Annotated in this window: 14 protein-coding genes and 1 pseudogene; 11 read left to right on the top strand and 4 right to left on the bottom strand. The window is 69.9% G+C overall.

The window, feature by feature from the left end; translation table 11 throughout:
* Window positions 1–37: 37 nt before the first annotated feature.
* From QM720_RS01505 to QM720_RS01520, 4 genes are read right to left on the bottom strand one after another with little or no spacing between them, the layout of a single operon-like run.
* Entirely contained in the window at window positions 38–1,114 is a 1,077-nt protein-coding gene (locus QM720_RS01505) for a hypothetical protein (protein WP_415124399.1), read from the bottom strand.
* Window positions 1,111–1,713: an ATP-binding cassette domain-containing protein gene (locus QM720_RS01510; protein ID WP_415124401.1), complete on the bottom strand. Its 603-nt coding sequence runs from the start codon at window positions 1,711–1,713 to the stop codon at window positions 1,111–1,113. Before QM720_RS01510 ends, QM720_RS01505 begins: the two co-directional genes overlap by 4 nt.
* The gene (locus tag QM720_RS01515) at window positions 1,704–2,798 is read right to left on the bottom strand and encodes a hypothetical protein (protein ID WP_415124403.1); all 1,095 of its coding nucleotides are present in this window, start codon (window positions 2,796–2,798) and stop codon (window positions 1,704–1,706) included. The genes QM720_RS01510 and QM720_RS01515 overlap by 10 nt, the downstream gene beginning before the upstream one ends.
* On the bottom strand, window positions 2,788–3,447 hold the full coding sequence (locus tag QM720_RS01520; RefSeq protein WP_415124405.1) for a hypothetical protein: 660 nt from the start codon (window positions 3,445–3,447) through the stop codon (window positions 2,788–2,790). Before QM720_RS01520 ends, QM720_RS01515 begins: the two co-directional genes overlap by 11 nt.
* A gap of 263 nt (window positions 3,448–3,710) precedes the next feature.
* Between QM720_RS01520 and QM720_RS01525 the strand changes: the two genes are divergently transcribed.
* From QM720_RS01525 to cydC, 11 genes and pseudogenes are all read left to right on the top strand, one after another.
* Window positions 3,711–4,733, top strand: coding sequence for an LLM class flavin-dependent oxidoreductase (locus QM720_RS01525; RefSeq protein ID WP_415124407.1), 1,023 nt, complete (start codon window positions 3,711–3,713; stop codon window positions 4,731–4,733).
* Window positions 4,734–4,778: 45 nt separating this feature from the next.
* Window positions 4,779–5,003 (top strand): type II toxin-antitoxin system RelB family antitoxin, encoded by a 225-nt coding sequence (gene relB, locus QM720_RS01530; protein WP_415124409.1) that lies wholly within the window; start codon window positions 4,779–4,781, stop codon window positions 5,001–5,003.
* Window positions 5,004–5,267: a type II toxin-antitoxin system RelE family toxin gene (locus tag QM720_RS01535; protein WP_415124410.1), complete on the top strand. Its 264-nt coding sequence runs from the start codon at window positions 5,004–5,006 to the stop codon at window positions 5,265–5,267.
* 286 nt (window positions 5,268–5,553) lie between these two features.
* Window positions 5,554–6,609: a phosphogluconate dehydrogenase (NAD(+)-dependent, decarboxylating) gene (gene gnd, locus QM720_RS01540; protein ID WP_415124411.1), complete on the top strand. Its 1,056-nt coding sequence runs from the start codon at window positions 5,554–5,556 to the stop codon at window positions 6,607–6,609.
* A 64-nt stretch (window positions 6,610–6,673) separates the two neighbouring features.
* Window positions 6,674–7,054 (top strand): annotated as a pseudogene (locus tag QM720_RS01545) (glucose-6-phosphate dehydrogenase); the annotation flags it as partial.
* Between the two features lie 91 nt (window positions 7,055–7,145).
* Window positions 7,146–8,093: a hypothetical protein gene (locus QM720_RS01550; protein WP_415127769.1), complete on the top strand. Its 948-nt coding sequence runs from the start codon at window positions 7,146–7,148 to the stop codon at window positions 8,091–8,093.
* A gap of 85 nt (window positions 8,094–8,178) precedes the next feature.
* On the top strand, window positions 8,179–8,823 hold the full coding sequence (locus QM720_RS01555) for a winged helix-turn-helix transcriptional regulator (RefSeq protein ID WP_415124412.1): 645 nt from the start codon (window positions 8,179–8,181) through the stop codon (window positions 8,821–8,823).
* A 113-nt stretch (window positions 8,824–8,936) separates the two neighbouring features.
* Window positions 8,937–10,388 (top strand): cytochrome ubiquinol oxidase subunit I, encoded by a 1,452-nt coding sequence (locus tag QM720_RS01560; RefSeq protein WP_415124413.1) that lies wholly within the window; start codon window positions 8,937–8,939, stop codon window positions 10,386–10,388.
* A gap of 9 nt (window positions 10,389–10,397) precedes the next feature.
* Window positions 10,398–11,432 (top strand): cytochrome d ubiquinol oxidase subunit II, encoded by a 1,035-nt coding sequence (gene cydB, locus QM720_RS01565; protein WP_415124414.1) that lies wholly within the window; start codon window positions 10,398–10,400, stop codon window positions 11,430–11,432.
* A 46-nt stretch (window positions 11,433–11,478) separates the two neighbouring features.
* Complete coding sequence (cydD, locus tag QM720_RS01570) at window positions 11,479–13,248, top strand: thiol reductant ABC exporter subunit CydD (protein ID WP_415124415.1); 1,770 nt, start codon at window positions 11,479–11,481, stop codon at window positions 13,246–13,248.
* A complete protein-coding gene (cydC, locus tag QM720_RS01575) occupies window positions 13,245–14,936 on the top strand; it encodes a thiol reductant ABC exporter subunit CydC (protein ID WP_415124416.1) in 1,692 nt (563 codons plus the stop codon). The genes cydD and cydC overlap by 4 nt, the downstream gene beginning before the upstream one ends.
* Window positions 14,937–15,004 lie beyond the last annotated feature (68 nt).

Below are 15,004 nucleotides of genomic sequence, written 5' to 3' on the forward strand. Positions count from 1 at the left end.
CTCCGATCCAAGCACGTCCGGAACGGGGCCGCGGCGCTCACCGGTCTCGCGACCACTGATGTATCCGCCGAGCGCTGATGGCGAGTATTGCGATCAGAGCACCGGACAGTACCGCCGAAGCCATGGACGTGTAGTCGATGAGGGCAGACGCGGTGACGGCCGCGGCCTCCGCAGCGGTGAGATCACGAGTGGCCACCACGACAGTCACAGTGAAACACAGCGCGAGGGAGGGGACCGTCCAGGCGAGCGCCTCGAGGGCTTGTTGCACAGACTGTGCGCGGCGAGACTGGCCGAGGTGGCGGGCGAGCGCCAGCTCGACGCGTCTGACCCGGACTGCGAAGAACCCCCACGCCGCAGCAAGGATGCCGCCGGCGAGAGGCGCGAACAGCGTCGTTCGACTCGCGAGCGCATCTCCCGTCGCGCGGGGGACGCCGAAAGTTTGATTGAGTCGTGAGATGGTAACCTCACTGGTCGGTGTGCCCAGGGCGACTGCTGTCGTGATGAGTCCTTCGGTGGCTGCGTCAAACGGCCACACCGTGGCCCAGCACTCGTCGAATCCCGCGCTCGCCGGCACCGGTTGGAGTATCGCCGCGGACAGAACGGACGCCCGCCCGTCTTCTGGGTACTGGAAGACGCCCCTCACCCTTGCGCCATCCGCGTGATCCGCAACGGGCAGGACATCACCGGCTTCGGCGTGCAACTGCTCTGCCAGCTGGCTTGACACCAGGACGCCGTCGCCGTCGGGCGGTGTTCCTCCGAACAACGCGGTGGCATCTCCGGCGACCTCATACAGTGACGGCGGGCTGGCGGGCAAGGTCTCAAGGCGAAATCGTTGTGACACCGATCGCAGCGCGATCGCCGCACGCACGCCGTCGACCTCCCCCAGCGCGAGGCACTGGACCGCGTCGATCGCGCCCTTCGCGCTGACTCTGACGGTGGCGCCGCCGCCGTCCACTAAGCCGCGCTGACCCACATAGACGGACCGGATCACGAGAGCATCCATCCCGACGGTCATGAACGCTAGCACGACCAACACGATGGCAAGACCGATGGCCCGTGTGGTCCCCGTCGTGAGATTGCGCCATGCCTCGGTGCCGGTCTCGCTCCACCTCACACAGCACCTGCCAATTCGATGACGTCATCGCAGCACTTCCGGAGTGTCTCGTCGTGCGTCGCGACGAGGACGATGCGATCATCGGAGACAAGTTCGCGAATCACCGCGTGGACGGTACGGGCGGTCACCGGGTCGAGCTGAGCGGTGGGCTCGTCGATGAGGAGCACGCCGAAGTCGGCGGCGATCGCGCGAGCGAACGCCAAGCGTTGCTGTTCCCCACCGGACAGCCGGCGGAACTCTCGGTCACTCACGTGTGCGAGTTGGAACCGGTCAAGCAGCCGCATGGCTTCTGCCTCGGCCGTCGCGCGCCTGAGTCCACGCGCCACTTGAGGAAACACCACCTGGTCGACCGCGGTTCGTCGCGGTGCCCCCACCGGGCTCTGGAAGATCCACCCGATGCGTCCGACGTCGTCGCGGTCGACGCGACCGGTCTTGACAGGTTCCATACCGGCGAGAATCGACAAGAGCGTGCTCTTCCCCGACCCCGAGGGGCCGACGAGTCCGGTGAGCACTCCCGGTCGAAGCGTGAAGCTGAGGTGTGAGAAGAGCGGGAGCCCGCCGGCGAACTCGTGACACAGATCGGTAACGACTAGTCGCATTGCTTTCCGATCGGCGCGCGCACGAGCACCGAACTGGGCACCTCTTGATCATCCGCGAAGGCGATGTAGGTGAGCCCAAGACTCGACGAGAGAATACGAACCCGGATGCCGCCGCCCGAACCCCACACGCATCCGTCATTTCCAACGACATCGGAAAGAGCGGAAGGCGGGACTGCGAATGCGTCGATCGGAGACGCGAGCGCGAGGGTTCCGGTGGGCGCGGGAACGCCCACTGACTCCGGATCGGCAACGCCGACGTAGGTGCTCACGGTCGGTTGCGAAAGCAGGGTCTGCAGTTGCCCGGCGTCTGTGATGCGCCCCGTCGAGTCGACCGCGACCGTCGCGTCGTCGATCGTCAAGGTGCGATCGCCCGGCTCCAAGCCGACGGGCATGGTGACCTGGGCGGTCGCAACCGCGGCCTCGCCCGTGGCGATGACCACGCCCACACCGACGACCTGTCCGAGCGTGAGCGCGCAGTTTGCGATCGGAAACGGCGAGACCGGCAACCAAAGGACGGAGCGAAGCAACAGTGCGCCCGGCGAAGCTCCCTCAGCGATACCGTTCGCTTCCAGCAGGGCCGCGACCGCGCGCCGCGTCGCGTCGTCGTAGTGCCCAGACTGTGGGACATCTTTGCCCAACGCGACCAGGGCAGCCTGGACACCGACGACGTCGTCTCCGGACTCGCCGCCGAGAAGGTCGCGGTAGAGCGGCGTCGATGTCGCCAACGCGAGTATGCGCCGCCCGTCGATCGAGATCGGCGTCGAACCAGACGCCCACGAGTCGCCGGGCGTGCACGCCTGGGCGGTGACCGTCCCGGCATCGTTCAAGCGAACCACGGGCGAACCACTATCAACGAAGGTCACCGCGACGTGACGGGAGTCCGCGAACGTCGTGGAGACCAGCGGATACTGCTGGGAAGTATCGGTGATGGCTGCCGCATCTGGCACTGGACGAAACGCCAACGCCCATCCCGACGCCGCTGCCAGCGCCGCAACAAGCACACAGATCAGCGCTGTCCCACGCCAGGTCTCGTGGCCTCGAGATTTCGCAGCGTGCGCCACCCTGGGATGGGCGTCAGCCGCCATCACCGGAGACCAGGAGGTCGTAGCTGGGGTTCGCCTGACAATTCGACGCGTCGGGGCTGTCCAAGATGGCCTTCGCCGCTTCATCGACTTCGACGCCGGTCGCATCGAGCGGTGCTGCTGATGAACCCGTCACCGCGTACGTGACGATCCCCGCGCTCCGGAAAAGCCGTTGCAGGTCTGCTTTGGAGAACGGCGGCGGCACGACCTTCATCGCGACGAAGCAATGAGCGATGACCTCGTCGATGTCCTTCTTGTCGGGGTTCATCAACTGATCAACGAACAACGGCTCGATGAACTGGTTGTTGCCGACCTGACAGGCCGCCATGACGGCGTCACTGTCGGACGACGCGGCGGTCACGGAGTAGACGAAGTAGCCGGCCTGCTCGATGAGGCTCACGTCGACTGCATTGTCGTTTGCGCAGGCGACGAACCGCTGCATCGCCTCCTCGTACTCGGCACGCGTGATCTTCCCGTCAGCCAAGACGTCGTGCTCAAACTGCGACGTGGCGCGGACGCGGGCGTCCTCGAAATCAGCCGCGTACGCCGTGTTCGCAGGTGCGACAGCCGCGGCACACCCCGCGACGCCCACCGCGATCGAGATCACGGCGGCAGCCACGAGCGTGCGCACCGCGGGCCTCGTCACCACCATGCCTAGAACCATACCCAAGCTTGCCAGTCGTTGTTGTTGTTGGTCTCAACGCGCAACACGTGGCCCGAATCAGCGCCGGTTGAGACGGACCCTGTGTCGGACTGGCGCGCCATGCCGCCGTCGTCGCTGACGATAGTGCTGCCGGAGTACCCGTTGTTTCTGCGCCCGAGCCGCGGGCGGGAGATCGCCGGGTGGGCGCTGCGGCGAGCACCGCCATATCCATTCAGCGGAATGGAAATCGCCGGCGTACGGTTGCACACGAGATGCAACGCTTCGGAACCCTCTCCTTCGGCCACTACGGTCCGCTCGGCGGCGGGCGTCAGCTCAGCGCCGGCGACTCGATGCTCCAGGCGATCGACCTCGCGCAGGGCATGGACGACCTCGGCGTCAACGGCGTCTCCTTCCGCGTGCACCACTTCGCGCGGCAGCAGTCCTCGCCCCTGCCGCTGCTCGCGGCGATCGCCGCGAAGACCGAGCGCATCGAGGTCGGCACGGGGGTCATCGACATGCGGTACGAGAACCCGCTGTACCTGGCGGAAGAGGCGGCATCCGTCGACCTCATCTCCGGGGGGCGCCTCGCCCTCGGCGTGAGCCGCGGCTCACCCGAGTCGGTCGTACGCGGCTACGAGACCTTCGGCTACACCGACGACGACCCGCGCGGCACGAACCTCGCCCGCGAGCACTTCGACCTGTTCCTGCGCGCGATCGACGGCGAGGGCCTCGCCGAACGCGACCCGCACTCCCCCTTCGGCGGCGGCACCGGCATGCAGCGCGTCGAACCGCACTCCCCCGGCCTGCGCTCGCGCGTGTGGTGGGGCGCCGGCTCGCGCGAGACCGCGGAGTGGGCGGGCCGCATCGGCGTCAACCTCATGTCGTCGACGCTCGTGACCGAGGCCGACGGCCGCCCGTTCGACATCCTGCAGGCCGAGCAGATCGACCGCTTCCGCAGCGCCTGGCGGGACGCCGGCCACGCGGGCACGCCGCGCGTATCGGTGAGCCGCTCGATCTTCCCGCTCATCACCGACGAGGACCGGCTGTACTTCGGTCACTCGCAGGAGGGCGACGGCATCGGCTACATCGACGGCGGGCGGGCGACGTTCGGCAAGACGTACGCCGCCGAGCCGGACGCGCTCGTCGAGCAGTTGCGCCAGGATGCCGCGGTCATGTCGGCCGACACCCTCATGCTGACGATCCCGTCGCAGCTCGGCGTGGCCTTCAACCTCCGCGTCGTCGAGGCGTTCGCACGCCACGTCGCGCCCGCCCTGGGGTGGCAGCCGAATCGCTGACGCGGGCAGCCTCCGCAGTGTTACGCTGTAACACAGGAGGATGCCATGGCAACCACGACGGTGACACTGCGACTCGCGGCATCCGAGAAGCAGGTGCTCGCGGACTACGCGAAGACCTTCGGCATGAGCATCTCGGAATTCGTTCGCACCGCGGCGCTCTCGCGCATCGAAGACGAACTCGATCTCGTGGTGTGGGAGGACGCGAAGCGCGAGTTCGAGCGCGACCCCGTGACGCTGACGGCTGACGAGATCGCGGCGAAGTATCTCTGAATGTGGCGGCTGCTCTATTCCCAGAGAGCCGATCGGCAACTCAGCAAGCTCGATCCGGGCGTTCGCCGCATCATCGTGGCATGGCTCAACAAGAACGTCGACGGATGCGATGACCCTCGCAAGACCGGGAAGGGCCTCACTGCGGGGCTGTCGGGCAAGTGGCGCTATCGCGTCGGCGACTACCGGGTGCTCTGCGAGATCCAGGACTCCGAACTCATCGTGCTCGCGATCGAGGTCGGGCATCGACGTGACAGCTATCGCTGACGGCGCGGACCCCTCCGCCGCGAGGAAGCCGCCGGCTGAACACGGCATCCGTGCACGTCGGGAGGAGGTTGCACGTCGGGATGATCGGATGCCGCAGATTCATCCTCCCGAACGGCGATCTCCTCCCGAACGCACCGGTTCCCGGCATTAATCCATGGTTCGGCAAGGTTTTCATTGAGGTCACGGCGACGACGTGCCACGATGAACAAGATCCGGCCCGTGACGGGCCACCCTGGGTTCGGGGCGGGCGAGGTTCCGTGGCCGACCATCTGCGGAAGGAGCGGCGATGAAGCTGGCAATGGTGGGGCTGGGCAGGATGGGCGCGAACATCGCGCGCCGTCTCATGCGAAACGGGCACGAGTGCGTCGTCTACGACGTCAACCCCGAGTCGGTTGCGGCGCTCGTGGCGGAGGGCGCCATCGGCGCGACCGACTACGCCGACCTGGCGGCGAAACTCGACGGACCGCGCGTGGTCTGGCTGATGATCCCGGCGGGGCTCACGGGTCGTGTCGTCGACGAGATCCAGGAGGTGCTCGACCCCGGTGACATCCTCATCGACGGCGGCAACTCGAACTACCGCGACGACGTGCGTCGCGGGCTCGCGCTGCGCGAGCGCGGCATCAACTACCTCGACATCGGCACCTCGGGCGGCGTCTTCGGCCTCGAGCGCGGCTACTGCCTCATGGTCGGCGGCCCCGACGATGCCGTCCGGCACATCGAACCGATCCTGCGCACCATCGCGCCCGGCGTCGGCGACATCGAGCGCACCCCCGGCCGCACGGGCGAGCTCGCCCCCGAGGAGCAGGGCTATCTGCACTGCGGCCCGACCGGCGCCGGCCACTTCGTGAAGATGGTGCACAACGGCATCGAGTACGGCATCATGGCCGCCTTCGCCGAGGGTCTGAACATCCTGCACAACGCGGATGCCGGCGTGCGCGAGGCGGAGCACTCCGCCGAGGTGGCGCCCCTGGAAGAGCCGCAGTACTACCAGTTCCCGATCGACACCGCCAAGGTCACCGAGCTGTGGCGGCGCGGTTCGGTCGTCTCGTCGTGGCTGCTCGATCTCACCGCCGCCGCCCTGCAGGACAACCCCGCCCTGGACGGGCTCGCCGGCCGCGTATCCGACTCGGGCGAGGGGCGCTGGACCGTCAAGGCCGCCGTCGACATCGGCGTGCCGGTGCCGGTGCTCGCGGCATCCTTGTTCGAGCGCTTCGCGTCGCGCGACGAGGACAAGTTCGCCAACCAGGTGCTCTCCGCCATGCGGCTGCAGTTCGGCGGCCACCAGGAGCGGCCCGCCGGCGACGTGCTCGAGGCGGGAGGGCGCAATGTCGACCACGCGTGACGGCCGCGCGGCCGCCCAGACCGTGGCGTACCCGAGCCGCGACACCAAGCCCCGCAAGGACGAGATGCCGCCCTTCGTCATCGTGCTGTTCGGTGCGACCGGCGACCTGTCGCGGCGCAAGCTGCTGTCGGGCATCGGGTTTCTCGCGGCATCCGGATTCACCGGCCCCCTGCGCGTGGTCGGGACCTCGCTCGACGAGTTCAGCGACGAGGAGTTCCGCAACTTCGCGCGCGAGTCGATCGAAGCCGTCGGCGCGCGCAAGCTGACCACGGAGCAGTGGGAGGCCTTCGCGCCGCTGCTGTCCTACGTGCCGCAGAGCGGCGGACCGGCGGCGCTGGCCGCCAAGGTCGCCGCGGCCGAGAAGGAGCTCGGCGGCAAGGAGGTGCGGCGCCTGCACTACCTCAGCGTGCCGCCGCGGGCCGCCCCCATCGTCATCGAGACGCTGCACCAGGCGAACCTGGTGGCGCGGTCGCGGGTCATCATGGAAAAGCCGTTCGGCGAGGGCCTCGAAGTCGGCGGTCGCGCTGAACGCCGAGATCCACCGCACGTTCCAGGAGAAGCAGATCTTCCGGATCGACCATTTCCTCGGCAAGGAGGCGGCGCAGAACATCCTCGCCTTCCGGTTCGCGAACGGCCTGTTCGAACCCATCTGGAACCGCAATTTCATCGATCACGTGCAGATCGACGTGCCCGAGGCGCTCGGCCTCGACGCGCGCGCGGCGTTCTACGAGCCGACCGGCGCCTACAAGGACATGGTGGTCACGCACCTGTTCCAGGTGATGGCGTTCGTCGCGATGGAGCCTCCGACGGCGCTGGAGCCGAACTCGATCTCGGAGGAGAAGAACAAGGTCTTCCGCTCGCTCGAGCCGATCCTGCCCGAAGACGTCGTGCGCGGGCAGTACACCGGCTACCGCGGCGAGGAGGGGGTCAACCCCGACTCGGACACCGAGACGTTCATCGCCCTGCGCGCGCGCATCGACAACTGGCGCTGGGCGGGCGTGCCGTTCTACCTGCGCACCGGCAAGCGCATGGCCGAGGGCATGCGGATCATCTCGATCGCCTTCAAGGAGGCGCCGAAGTCGATGTTCCCCGACGGGTCGGGCATCGGCTCGGCCGGCCCCGACCACCTCACCTTCGACCTGGCCGACGAGTCGAAGGTGTCGCTGTCGTTCTACGGCAAGCGCCCCGGGCCCGGGATGCGACTGGAGAAGCTGTCGATGCAGTTCTCCACCGAGGAGACCAGCCGGCGCGGCGACGTGCTGGAGGCCTACGAGCGGCTGATCCTCGACGCGATGCGCGGCGACCACACGCTGTTCACCACCGCCGAGGGCATCGAGTCGCTGTGGGAGCGCTCGGCGCCGCTGCTGGAGAACCCGCCCGCCGTGAAGCTGTACGCGCCCGGCACCTGGGGTCCGAACGCCATCCACCAGCTCATCACGCCGAACGCGTGGCGACTGCCGTTCGAGAGGGGATGGCGCGCGTAGCGCCGGTCGTCTTCCGCCGGACCGGAAGAAAAGAGCGGGGCGGCAGCCCTGGCGCACGCCCTCCGGGCCGTGAATAATGTGTGGTATGACCACAGGACGCCGAGCGGGATACAGCGCCATCTCGAACTCTTCGCGGGTGCAGATCATGCACCTCGTGCAAGAGCGGCCACAGCGCACGATCGCCGAAATGGTCACCGCGACCGGGCTGCATCCGAACACGGTGCGCGAGCACGTGCAGCGGCTCACCGACGAGGGCTACATCGTGGCGGCCACCGAGCATCGCACGACGCGTGGCCGCCCCCGCGTGCTCTACAGCGCCGCCGGCGGCGTGCACGCCGCCAGCCCCATCCAGCTGCGGAAGGTCCGCGCCGCCGCCCAGCGCGGCGACCTCATGCGCCGCGTGATGCCCGAAGCCGCCCCGACCCGCGGCGCGCACCTGGGCACCGATGCGCTGCATCAGGTCGACGCGCTCGTCGACGACCTCATCGACGCGGGCTTCGATCCGCTCGTCGACGAGCGGGAGCTCACGGTCGACCTCACTCCGTGCGCGCAGGCGACGGCGCAGGCCGACCGGCGCGAGGTGCTGTGCCGCGTGCACCTCGAGCTCATGCAGAGCGTGCTGCAGGCGGCCGGCGGACCGCTCGCCGTCGACGGGATGCGCCCCGCCTGCGACCCGGGCGCGTGCGTCGTCCAGCTCACCCGCGCGAGCGCCGGCGACGCCGCAGCATGACCGGCATCCCCCGCGTTATTCACGGCCGACCGCGGCGGGGCGGCGGACCGGTCGCCGATAGCGTCGATGAGAGATAGCTTCAGTCATAGCGAAAGACCCTCGGAAGGACGGCGATGGACTTTCTCGACCCGCTGCTGCTCGCGCGCTGGCAGTTCGGCCTGACGACGCTGTACCACTTCATCTTCGTGCCGCTGACCCTCGGCATGTCGCTGTTCGTCGCGATCTTCCAGACCGCGTGGCACCGCACCGGCCAGCTGAAGTACCTGCACCTGACGCGCTTCCTCGGCAAGATCTTCCTCATCAACTTCGCGATGGGCATCGTCACCGGCATCGTGCAGGAGTTCCAGTTCGGCATGAACTGGTCGAGCTACAGCCGCTTCGTCGGCGACGTGTTCGGCGCGCCGCTGGCCTTCGAGGGTCTCATGGCGTTCTTCTTCGAGGCGACCTTCATCGGCCTGTGGATCTTCGGGTGGGACCGCCTGCCCCGCCGCATCCACCTCGCCACCATCTGGATCGTCGTCTTCGGCACCTGGCTGTCGGCCTACTTCATCCTCGCCGCGAACGCGTTCATGCAGAACCCCCAGGGCTACCAGATGTCGGCGGAGGGCCACCGCGCCGAGATGGCCGACTTCTGGGCCGTGCTGACCAACCCCGTCGCCCTCACGCAGTTCCCGCACACGATCTTCTCGGCCCTCATGTTCGCCGCCGGGGTCATGATCGCCGTCGCCGCCTGGCAGCTGAGCCGCCACCGGAACGTCGAGATCATGCGTCCGGCGCTCAAGCTCGGCCTGTGGTCGATGATCATCGCGTTCGCCGGCGTCTTCCTCTCCGGCGACCAGCTGGGCCTCGTCATGGTCGAGACCCAGCCGATGAAGATGGCCGCCGCCGAGGCGATGTTCAACTCCGCGTGCGGCGCCGACGCCTCCTTCTCGATCTTCTCCATCGGCACGCCCGACGGCACCGGCGAGATCTGGTCGCTGCGCGTGCCGTACGTGCTCGCCCTGCTGTCGACGCACTCGTTCGAGGGCTGCGTCGAGGGCATCAACGACCTCAACGCGCTCTACACGACCGAACTGTTCCCGCAGTTCGCCGACCAGGTCGACGGCAACTTCGCGCCGATCCTGTGGGTCACCTACTGGTCGTTCCGCTGGATGATGGGCTTCGGCCTGGCCTCGGCCGGCATCGCGCTGATCGGCCTGTGGGTCACCCGCGCGAAGGCCACGCGCCCCGTCGCGCCGTGGATGTGGAAGATCGCGGTCTGGCAGGCGCCGCTGGCCCTGTTCGGCATCCTCGTCGGGTGGATCTTCACCGAGATGGGTCGCCAGCCCTGGATCGTGTTCGGGCTCATGCTCACGCAAGACGGCGTCTCGCCCAACGTGCCCGGCTGGCAGGTGCTCGTCTCGCTCGTCGCGTTCACGGCGATCTACCTCATCCTCGCGATCGTGGAGTTCGGCCTCATCTTCAAGACCGTGCGCGAGGGACCGCAGCCGCTGCCGTCCGACTCCTCGTCCGATGACCCGGATGCCGACATCCACACCGAGCACGCCGTCGCAACGGTGTACTAGGAGCTGAACATGGACCTCGCTTACCTCTGGTTCTTCATCGTCGGCGTGCTCTTCGTCGGCTACTTCGTGCTCGACGGCTTCGACTTCGGCGTCGGCATGTCCCTCCCCTTCCTCGGCAAGGACGAAGTGTCGCGCCGCCAGGTGATCAACACGATCGGCCCGGTGTGGGATCTCAACGAGACCTGGGTCATCGTCGCGGGCGCGTGCCTGTTCGCGGCGTTCCCGGACTGGTACGCGACGCTGTTCAGCGGGTTCTACCTGCCGCTGCTGCTGATCCTGCTCGCCCTCATCGCGCGCGGCGTCTCGTTCGAGTACCGTCACCAGCGCCCCGACCTGCGCTGGAAGCGCCGGTTCGACGCCATGATCGTCACCGGCTCGGCCGTGCCGGCGCTTCTGTGGGGCGTCGCCGTCGGCAACATCGTGCAGGGCGTGCCGATCGACGCCGACAAGAACTTCACCGGGTCGCTGCTGACCCTCCTGAACCCGTACGGCCTGTGGGTCGGCGCGACGACGCTGCTGCTGTTCTGGCTGCACGGCGTGTACTTCGTCGGGCTGAAGACCGACGGGCAGGTGCACCACGACGCGCAGGCGCTCGGCACGCGGCTCGCGATCCCGGCGGTCGTCTTCGCGGCCGGCACCGTCGTGTGGACGATCGTGATCGCGGCGGGGCGCGAGGCGCCCCTGCTGTGGGCCGTCATCGCGTGCGGCGTCATCGCCGCCGTGGCTCTGCTGGCCTCGGTGTTCTTCAACGTCGTCGACCGCGACGGCCGGGCGTTCGCCGCGGGCGCCGTCACGATCGTGTTCGCCGTGCTGACGCTGTGGCTCGCGCTGTTCCCGTATGTCATGCCCTCCACGACCGACCCCGCCTACAGCCTCACGATCTCCAACGCGTCGAGCACCGAGATGACGCTGCAGATCATGACGTGGGCCGCGGTGATCTTCCTGCCGCTCGTGCTGCTGTACCAGGGGTGGACGTACTGGGTGTTCCGCAAGCGCGTCACCCGCGCGTTCATCGAGAAGGCCGAGGCGTCGCCCGCGCACTGACCTCTTCGGGCGCCGCCGACCGCGCCCCGGATGGGAAGATCGAAGCATGGCATCGACCGAGGCGCCCGCCGTGCGCAGGCTCAGCCCGCCGGTCGATCCGCGGCTGCTGCGCTACGCGACGGCATCCCGCGGGTTCTTCGTCGCGATCGCCGCCATCGGGTTCGCGCAGACGCTGGTGATCGTCGCCTTCGCGTGGCTGCTGACCGGGGCGATCGACGCGGCCGTGGCAGGCGGCGACGTCGCGGGCTTCGCCGGGCCGCTGGCGGGGGTCGTCGCTCTGCGCGCCGTGCTGCTGTGGCTGCGCGAGGTCGTCGCCGCACGGGCCGGCGCCCGCGTGCAGGGGCAGTTGCGCGCCGCGATGACCGCCGCGATCGACCGGCTCGGGCCGGGCTGGCTCGGGGCGCAGAACACCGCACGGCTCGCCGTGACCGCCGGCCGCGGACTCGAGGCGCTCGACCCCTACTTCTCGCGCTACCTGCCGCAGCTGGCCCAGACCGTCATCGCGACGCCGATCATCGTCGCCGTGATGTGGTGGCAGGACTGGATCTCTGGCCTCACGGTCCTGCTCACGATCCCCCTCATTCCCCTCTTCATGGTGCTCATCGGCCTCGCCACCCGCACCGTGCAGCGACAGCAGTGGCAGACGCTGCAGCACCTCGCCGCCCGCTTCGCCGACACGGTGCGCGGGCTCGCGACGCTCAAGGTGTTCGGCCGGCAGCATCGGGCCGTGGCATCCATCGAGCGGGTGACCGACGGATACCGGCGCGAGACGATGCGCGTGCTGCGGGTGTCGTTCCTGTCCGGATTCGCGCTGGAGCTGCTCGCCTCGATCTCCGTCGCGATCGTCGCCGTCTCGATCGGGTTCCGCCTGCTCGACGGCTCCCTCGCCCTGACCGTCGGCCTGTTCGTGCTGCTGCTCGCGCCCGAAGCGTACCTGCCGCTGCGCCAGGTGGGCGTGCAGTTCCACGCCGCGGCGGAGGGTGTCGCCGCGACCGAAGACGTCTTCGCCGTCATGGATGCCGCGCGCTCGCTGCCGCCGCGCACCGTCTCGGCGGCGCCCACCGGCGGCGACCTCGTCGTGCGCGGCCTGCGGGTTCGCCGCGGCGAGCGCGCGCTGCCGCCGGTGTCGTTCACGGCGACGGCAGGTTCGGTGACCCTCGTGCGCGGGCCGAGCGGCACCGGCAAGTCGAGCCTGCTCGCCGCCCTGCGCGGGGCCGCCGGATTCGAGGGGACGGCGACGTTCGGCGGCGTGCCCGTCACCGAGCTGGATGCCGCATCCTGGCTCGCGTGGGCCGGCCAGCAGCCCGGGCTCGTCGGCGGGACGATCGCGCAGAACGTGACGCTGGGCGAGCCCGGCGCGGACGGCCCCGAGCCGGGAGCACCGACGCGATCGACTCCGGCCGGTCCGGCGAGATGGAGCCTCGCCGATGCGGTGCACCGCGCGCTCGCGCTGGCACAGGCATCCGGCCTCGATCCGGAACAGGAGCTCGGGGTACTCGGGGCGGGGCTCAGCGGCGGCCAGGCGCAGCGCGTCGCCGTCGCCCGCGCGTTCTACCGGCACCTGCGCGGCGTCGGTCCCGTCGTCGCCCTCGACGAGCCGAGCGCCGCGCTCGATGCCGAGACGGAGGCCGGCCTCTGGCGGTCGGTGCGCGCCGTCGCCGACGGCGGCGCGATCGTGCTGCTGGTGTCGCACCGAGCCAGCGCGGTGGCGATCGCCGACCGCGTCGTCGACCTCTCGACGGCGGACTCCCCCACCGATGCCCGTGCCGGCGGGGACGAGACCGCGAGCGATGCCCCCGAGGAGGTGCCGGCATGACCGCGCCCCGCACGGCGGCCGAGGTGCTGCGCGGCGCGATGCCCCCCGCCCGGCGGTTCTGGCCCGGCGCGGCGTCGGCGTTCCTGTCCGAGGCGTCGGCGGTCGCGCTCCTGGCCGTGAGCGCCTGGCTCATCGTGCGTGCCGCCGAGCGGCCGCTCGTCATGTACATCACCGCGGCCGTCGTCGGGGTGCGGGCGTTCGCGCTGTCGCGCGCGGCGTTCCGCTACACCGAGCGGCTCGCGAGCCACGACGCCGCGCTGCGCCAGCTCGCCGTCACCCGCACCGACCTCGTCCGGCGGCTGATCCCGCCCGCGCCCGACGGCCTCACGCGTACCGCCCGCGGCTCGGTGCTCGGCACCCTCGTCGACGACGTCGACGAGCTGCAGAACCTGCCGCTGCGGGTCGTGCTGCCGCTCGTGTCGTCCGCGGCGGTGGCCGCGGCATCCGTCGTGTTCGTCGCCTTCGTCTGGTGGCCGGCGGCGCTCACCCTGCTCGGCTGTCTCGTCGTCGCGGGCGCCCTGGCCACGGCGTGGGGGTGGGCGGCCGGTGCCCGCGCCGAGCGGTCGCTGGCGCCCCTGCGCGGCCGACTGGCCGACGCCGTCCTCGACCACCTGGGCAGCCTCGACGTGCTCGTCGCGTGCGGTGCGGCCGCGGCCAGTGCCACCCGCATCGCGGATGCCGACGAGGCCCTGCGACGCGCGAGCGTGCGACGGGCGGCGGCGCAGGCGGCATCCACCGCGCTCGTGTCGTTGCTGGCCGGAGCGGCGTCGCTGCTGGCCGTCGTCGTGTCGGCGCCCGCGGTGGCGTCGGGCGGGCTCACCGGCCCGGCGTTCGCGGTCGTCGTGCTCGTGCCGATGGCGGTGTTCGAGGTGTTCGCGGCGGTGCCGCTGGCCGCCGCGGCATGGCGGCAGGTGCACGCGGCCGCGCGACGCATCGCCGAGGCGGCCCCCGCGCAGGCGGCCGACGCGACGGGCGAACTGCGCCCGGCGACGGGCATCGCACCGGCGCTCGGCGACGGCGTGTGGCTGCAGGGCGCCTCGGTGAGCTGGCCCGGCGCTGCGACGCCGAGCCTGCGCGACCTCGACCTCCGGGTGCGGCCCGGCGAGCGGGTGCTCGTGGTCGGCTCCAGCGGCGCCGGCAAGACGACGCTCGCGCATGCGCTCGTGCGGTTCCTGCCGGTGGGGGGTCGGTACACGATCGGCGGCATCTGTGTCGACGACCTCGCCGCCGACGACGTGCGCCTGACGGTCGGCCTGTGCGAGCAGCATCCGATGCTGTTCGACGAGGACATCCGGCAGAACCTGCTGTTCGCCCGTGACACCGCGACCGACGCCGACCTCGAGGCGGCGCTCGCGCGCGTCGGGCTCGGGCCGTGGCTGCACGAGCGCGGCGGCCTCGACGCTCGCGTCGGCGAACGCGGGGCGCTGGTCTCGGGCGGCCAGGCGCAGCGGATCGCGCTGGCGCGCGGCATCCTCCGCGGCTTCCCCGTGCTCGTCCTCGACGAGCCCACCGCGGGCGTCGACGCCGATCAGTCCGACGCGCTGCTGCGCGACCTGCTCGGCGCCGTCGGGCCGGACCAGGCCGTCATCCTCATCTCGCACGTGCGCGTGCCCGACGGGCTCGTCGACCGCGTCGTCCGGCTCGACGACGGCCGGCTGCATGAGGTCGACCTGCGAACAACAGGCTGAACGGGCCTACCGCGCGGGCGGCGTCAGCACCTCGTGCGTGTCTCGCGGTCGGTGCCGTCTACGTGCTG

It is taken from the genome of Microbacterium sp., assembly GCF_047602155.1.
Classification (GTDB): Bacteria; Actinomycetota; Actinomycetes; order Actinomycetales; family Microbacteriaceae; genus Microbacterium.

Bases quoted from the DNA above. Each gene is read 5' to 3' on its own strand.
- QM720_RS01510 (WP_415124401.1), bottom strand. From the start codon at position 1,713: ATGCGACTAGTCGTTACCGATCTGTGTCACGAGTTCGCCGGCGGGCTC.
- QM720_RS01515 (WP_415124403.1), bottom strand. From the start codon at position 2,798: ATGGCGGCTGACGCCCATCCCAGGGTGGCGCACGCTGCGAAATCTCGA.
- QM720_RS01520 (WP_415124405.1), bottom strand. From the start codon at position 3,447: ATGGTGGTGACGAGGCCCGCGGTGCGCACGCTCGTGGCTGCCGCCGTG.
- QM720_RS01525 (WP_415124407.1), top strand. From the start codon at position 3,711: ATGCAACGCTTCGGAACCCTCTCCTTCGGCCACTACGGTCCGCTCGGC.
- relB (WP_415124409.1), top strand. From the start codon at position 4,779: ATGGCAACCACGACGGTGACACTGCGACTCGCGGCATCCGAGAAGCAG.
- QM720_RS01535 (WP_415124410.1), top strand. From the start codon at position 5,004: ATGTGGCGGCTGCTCTATTCCCAGAGAGCCGATCGGCAACTCAGCAAG.
- gnd (WP_415124411.1), top strand. From the start codon at position 5,554: ATGAAGCTGGCAATGGTGGGGCTGGGCAGGATGGGCGCGAACATCGCG.
- QM720_RS01555 (WP_415124412.1), top strand. From the start codon at position 8,179: ATGACCACAGGACGCCGAGCGGGATACAGCGCCATCTCGAACTCTTCG.
- QM720_RS01560 (WP_415124413.1), top strand. From the start codon at position 8,937: ATGGACTTTCTCGACCCGCTGCTGCTCGCGCGCTGGCAGTTCGGCCTG.
- cydB (WP_415124414.1), top strand. From the start codon at position 10,398: ATGGACCTCGCTTACCTCTGGTTCTTCATCGTCGGCGTGCTCTTCGTC.
- cydD (WP_415124415.1), top strand. From the start codon at position 11,479: ATGGCATCGACCGAGGCGCCCGCCGTGCGCAGGCTCAGCCCGCCGGTC.
- cydC (WP_415124416.1), top strand. From the start codon at position 13,245: ATGACCGCGCCCCGCACGGCGGCCGAGGTGCTGCGCGGCGCGATGCCC.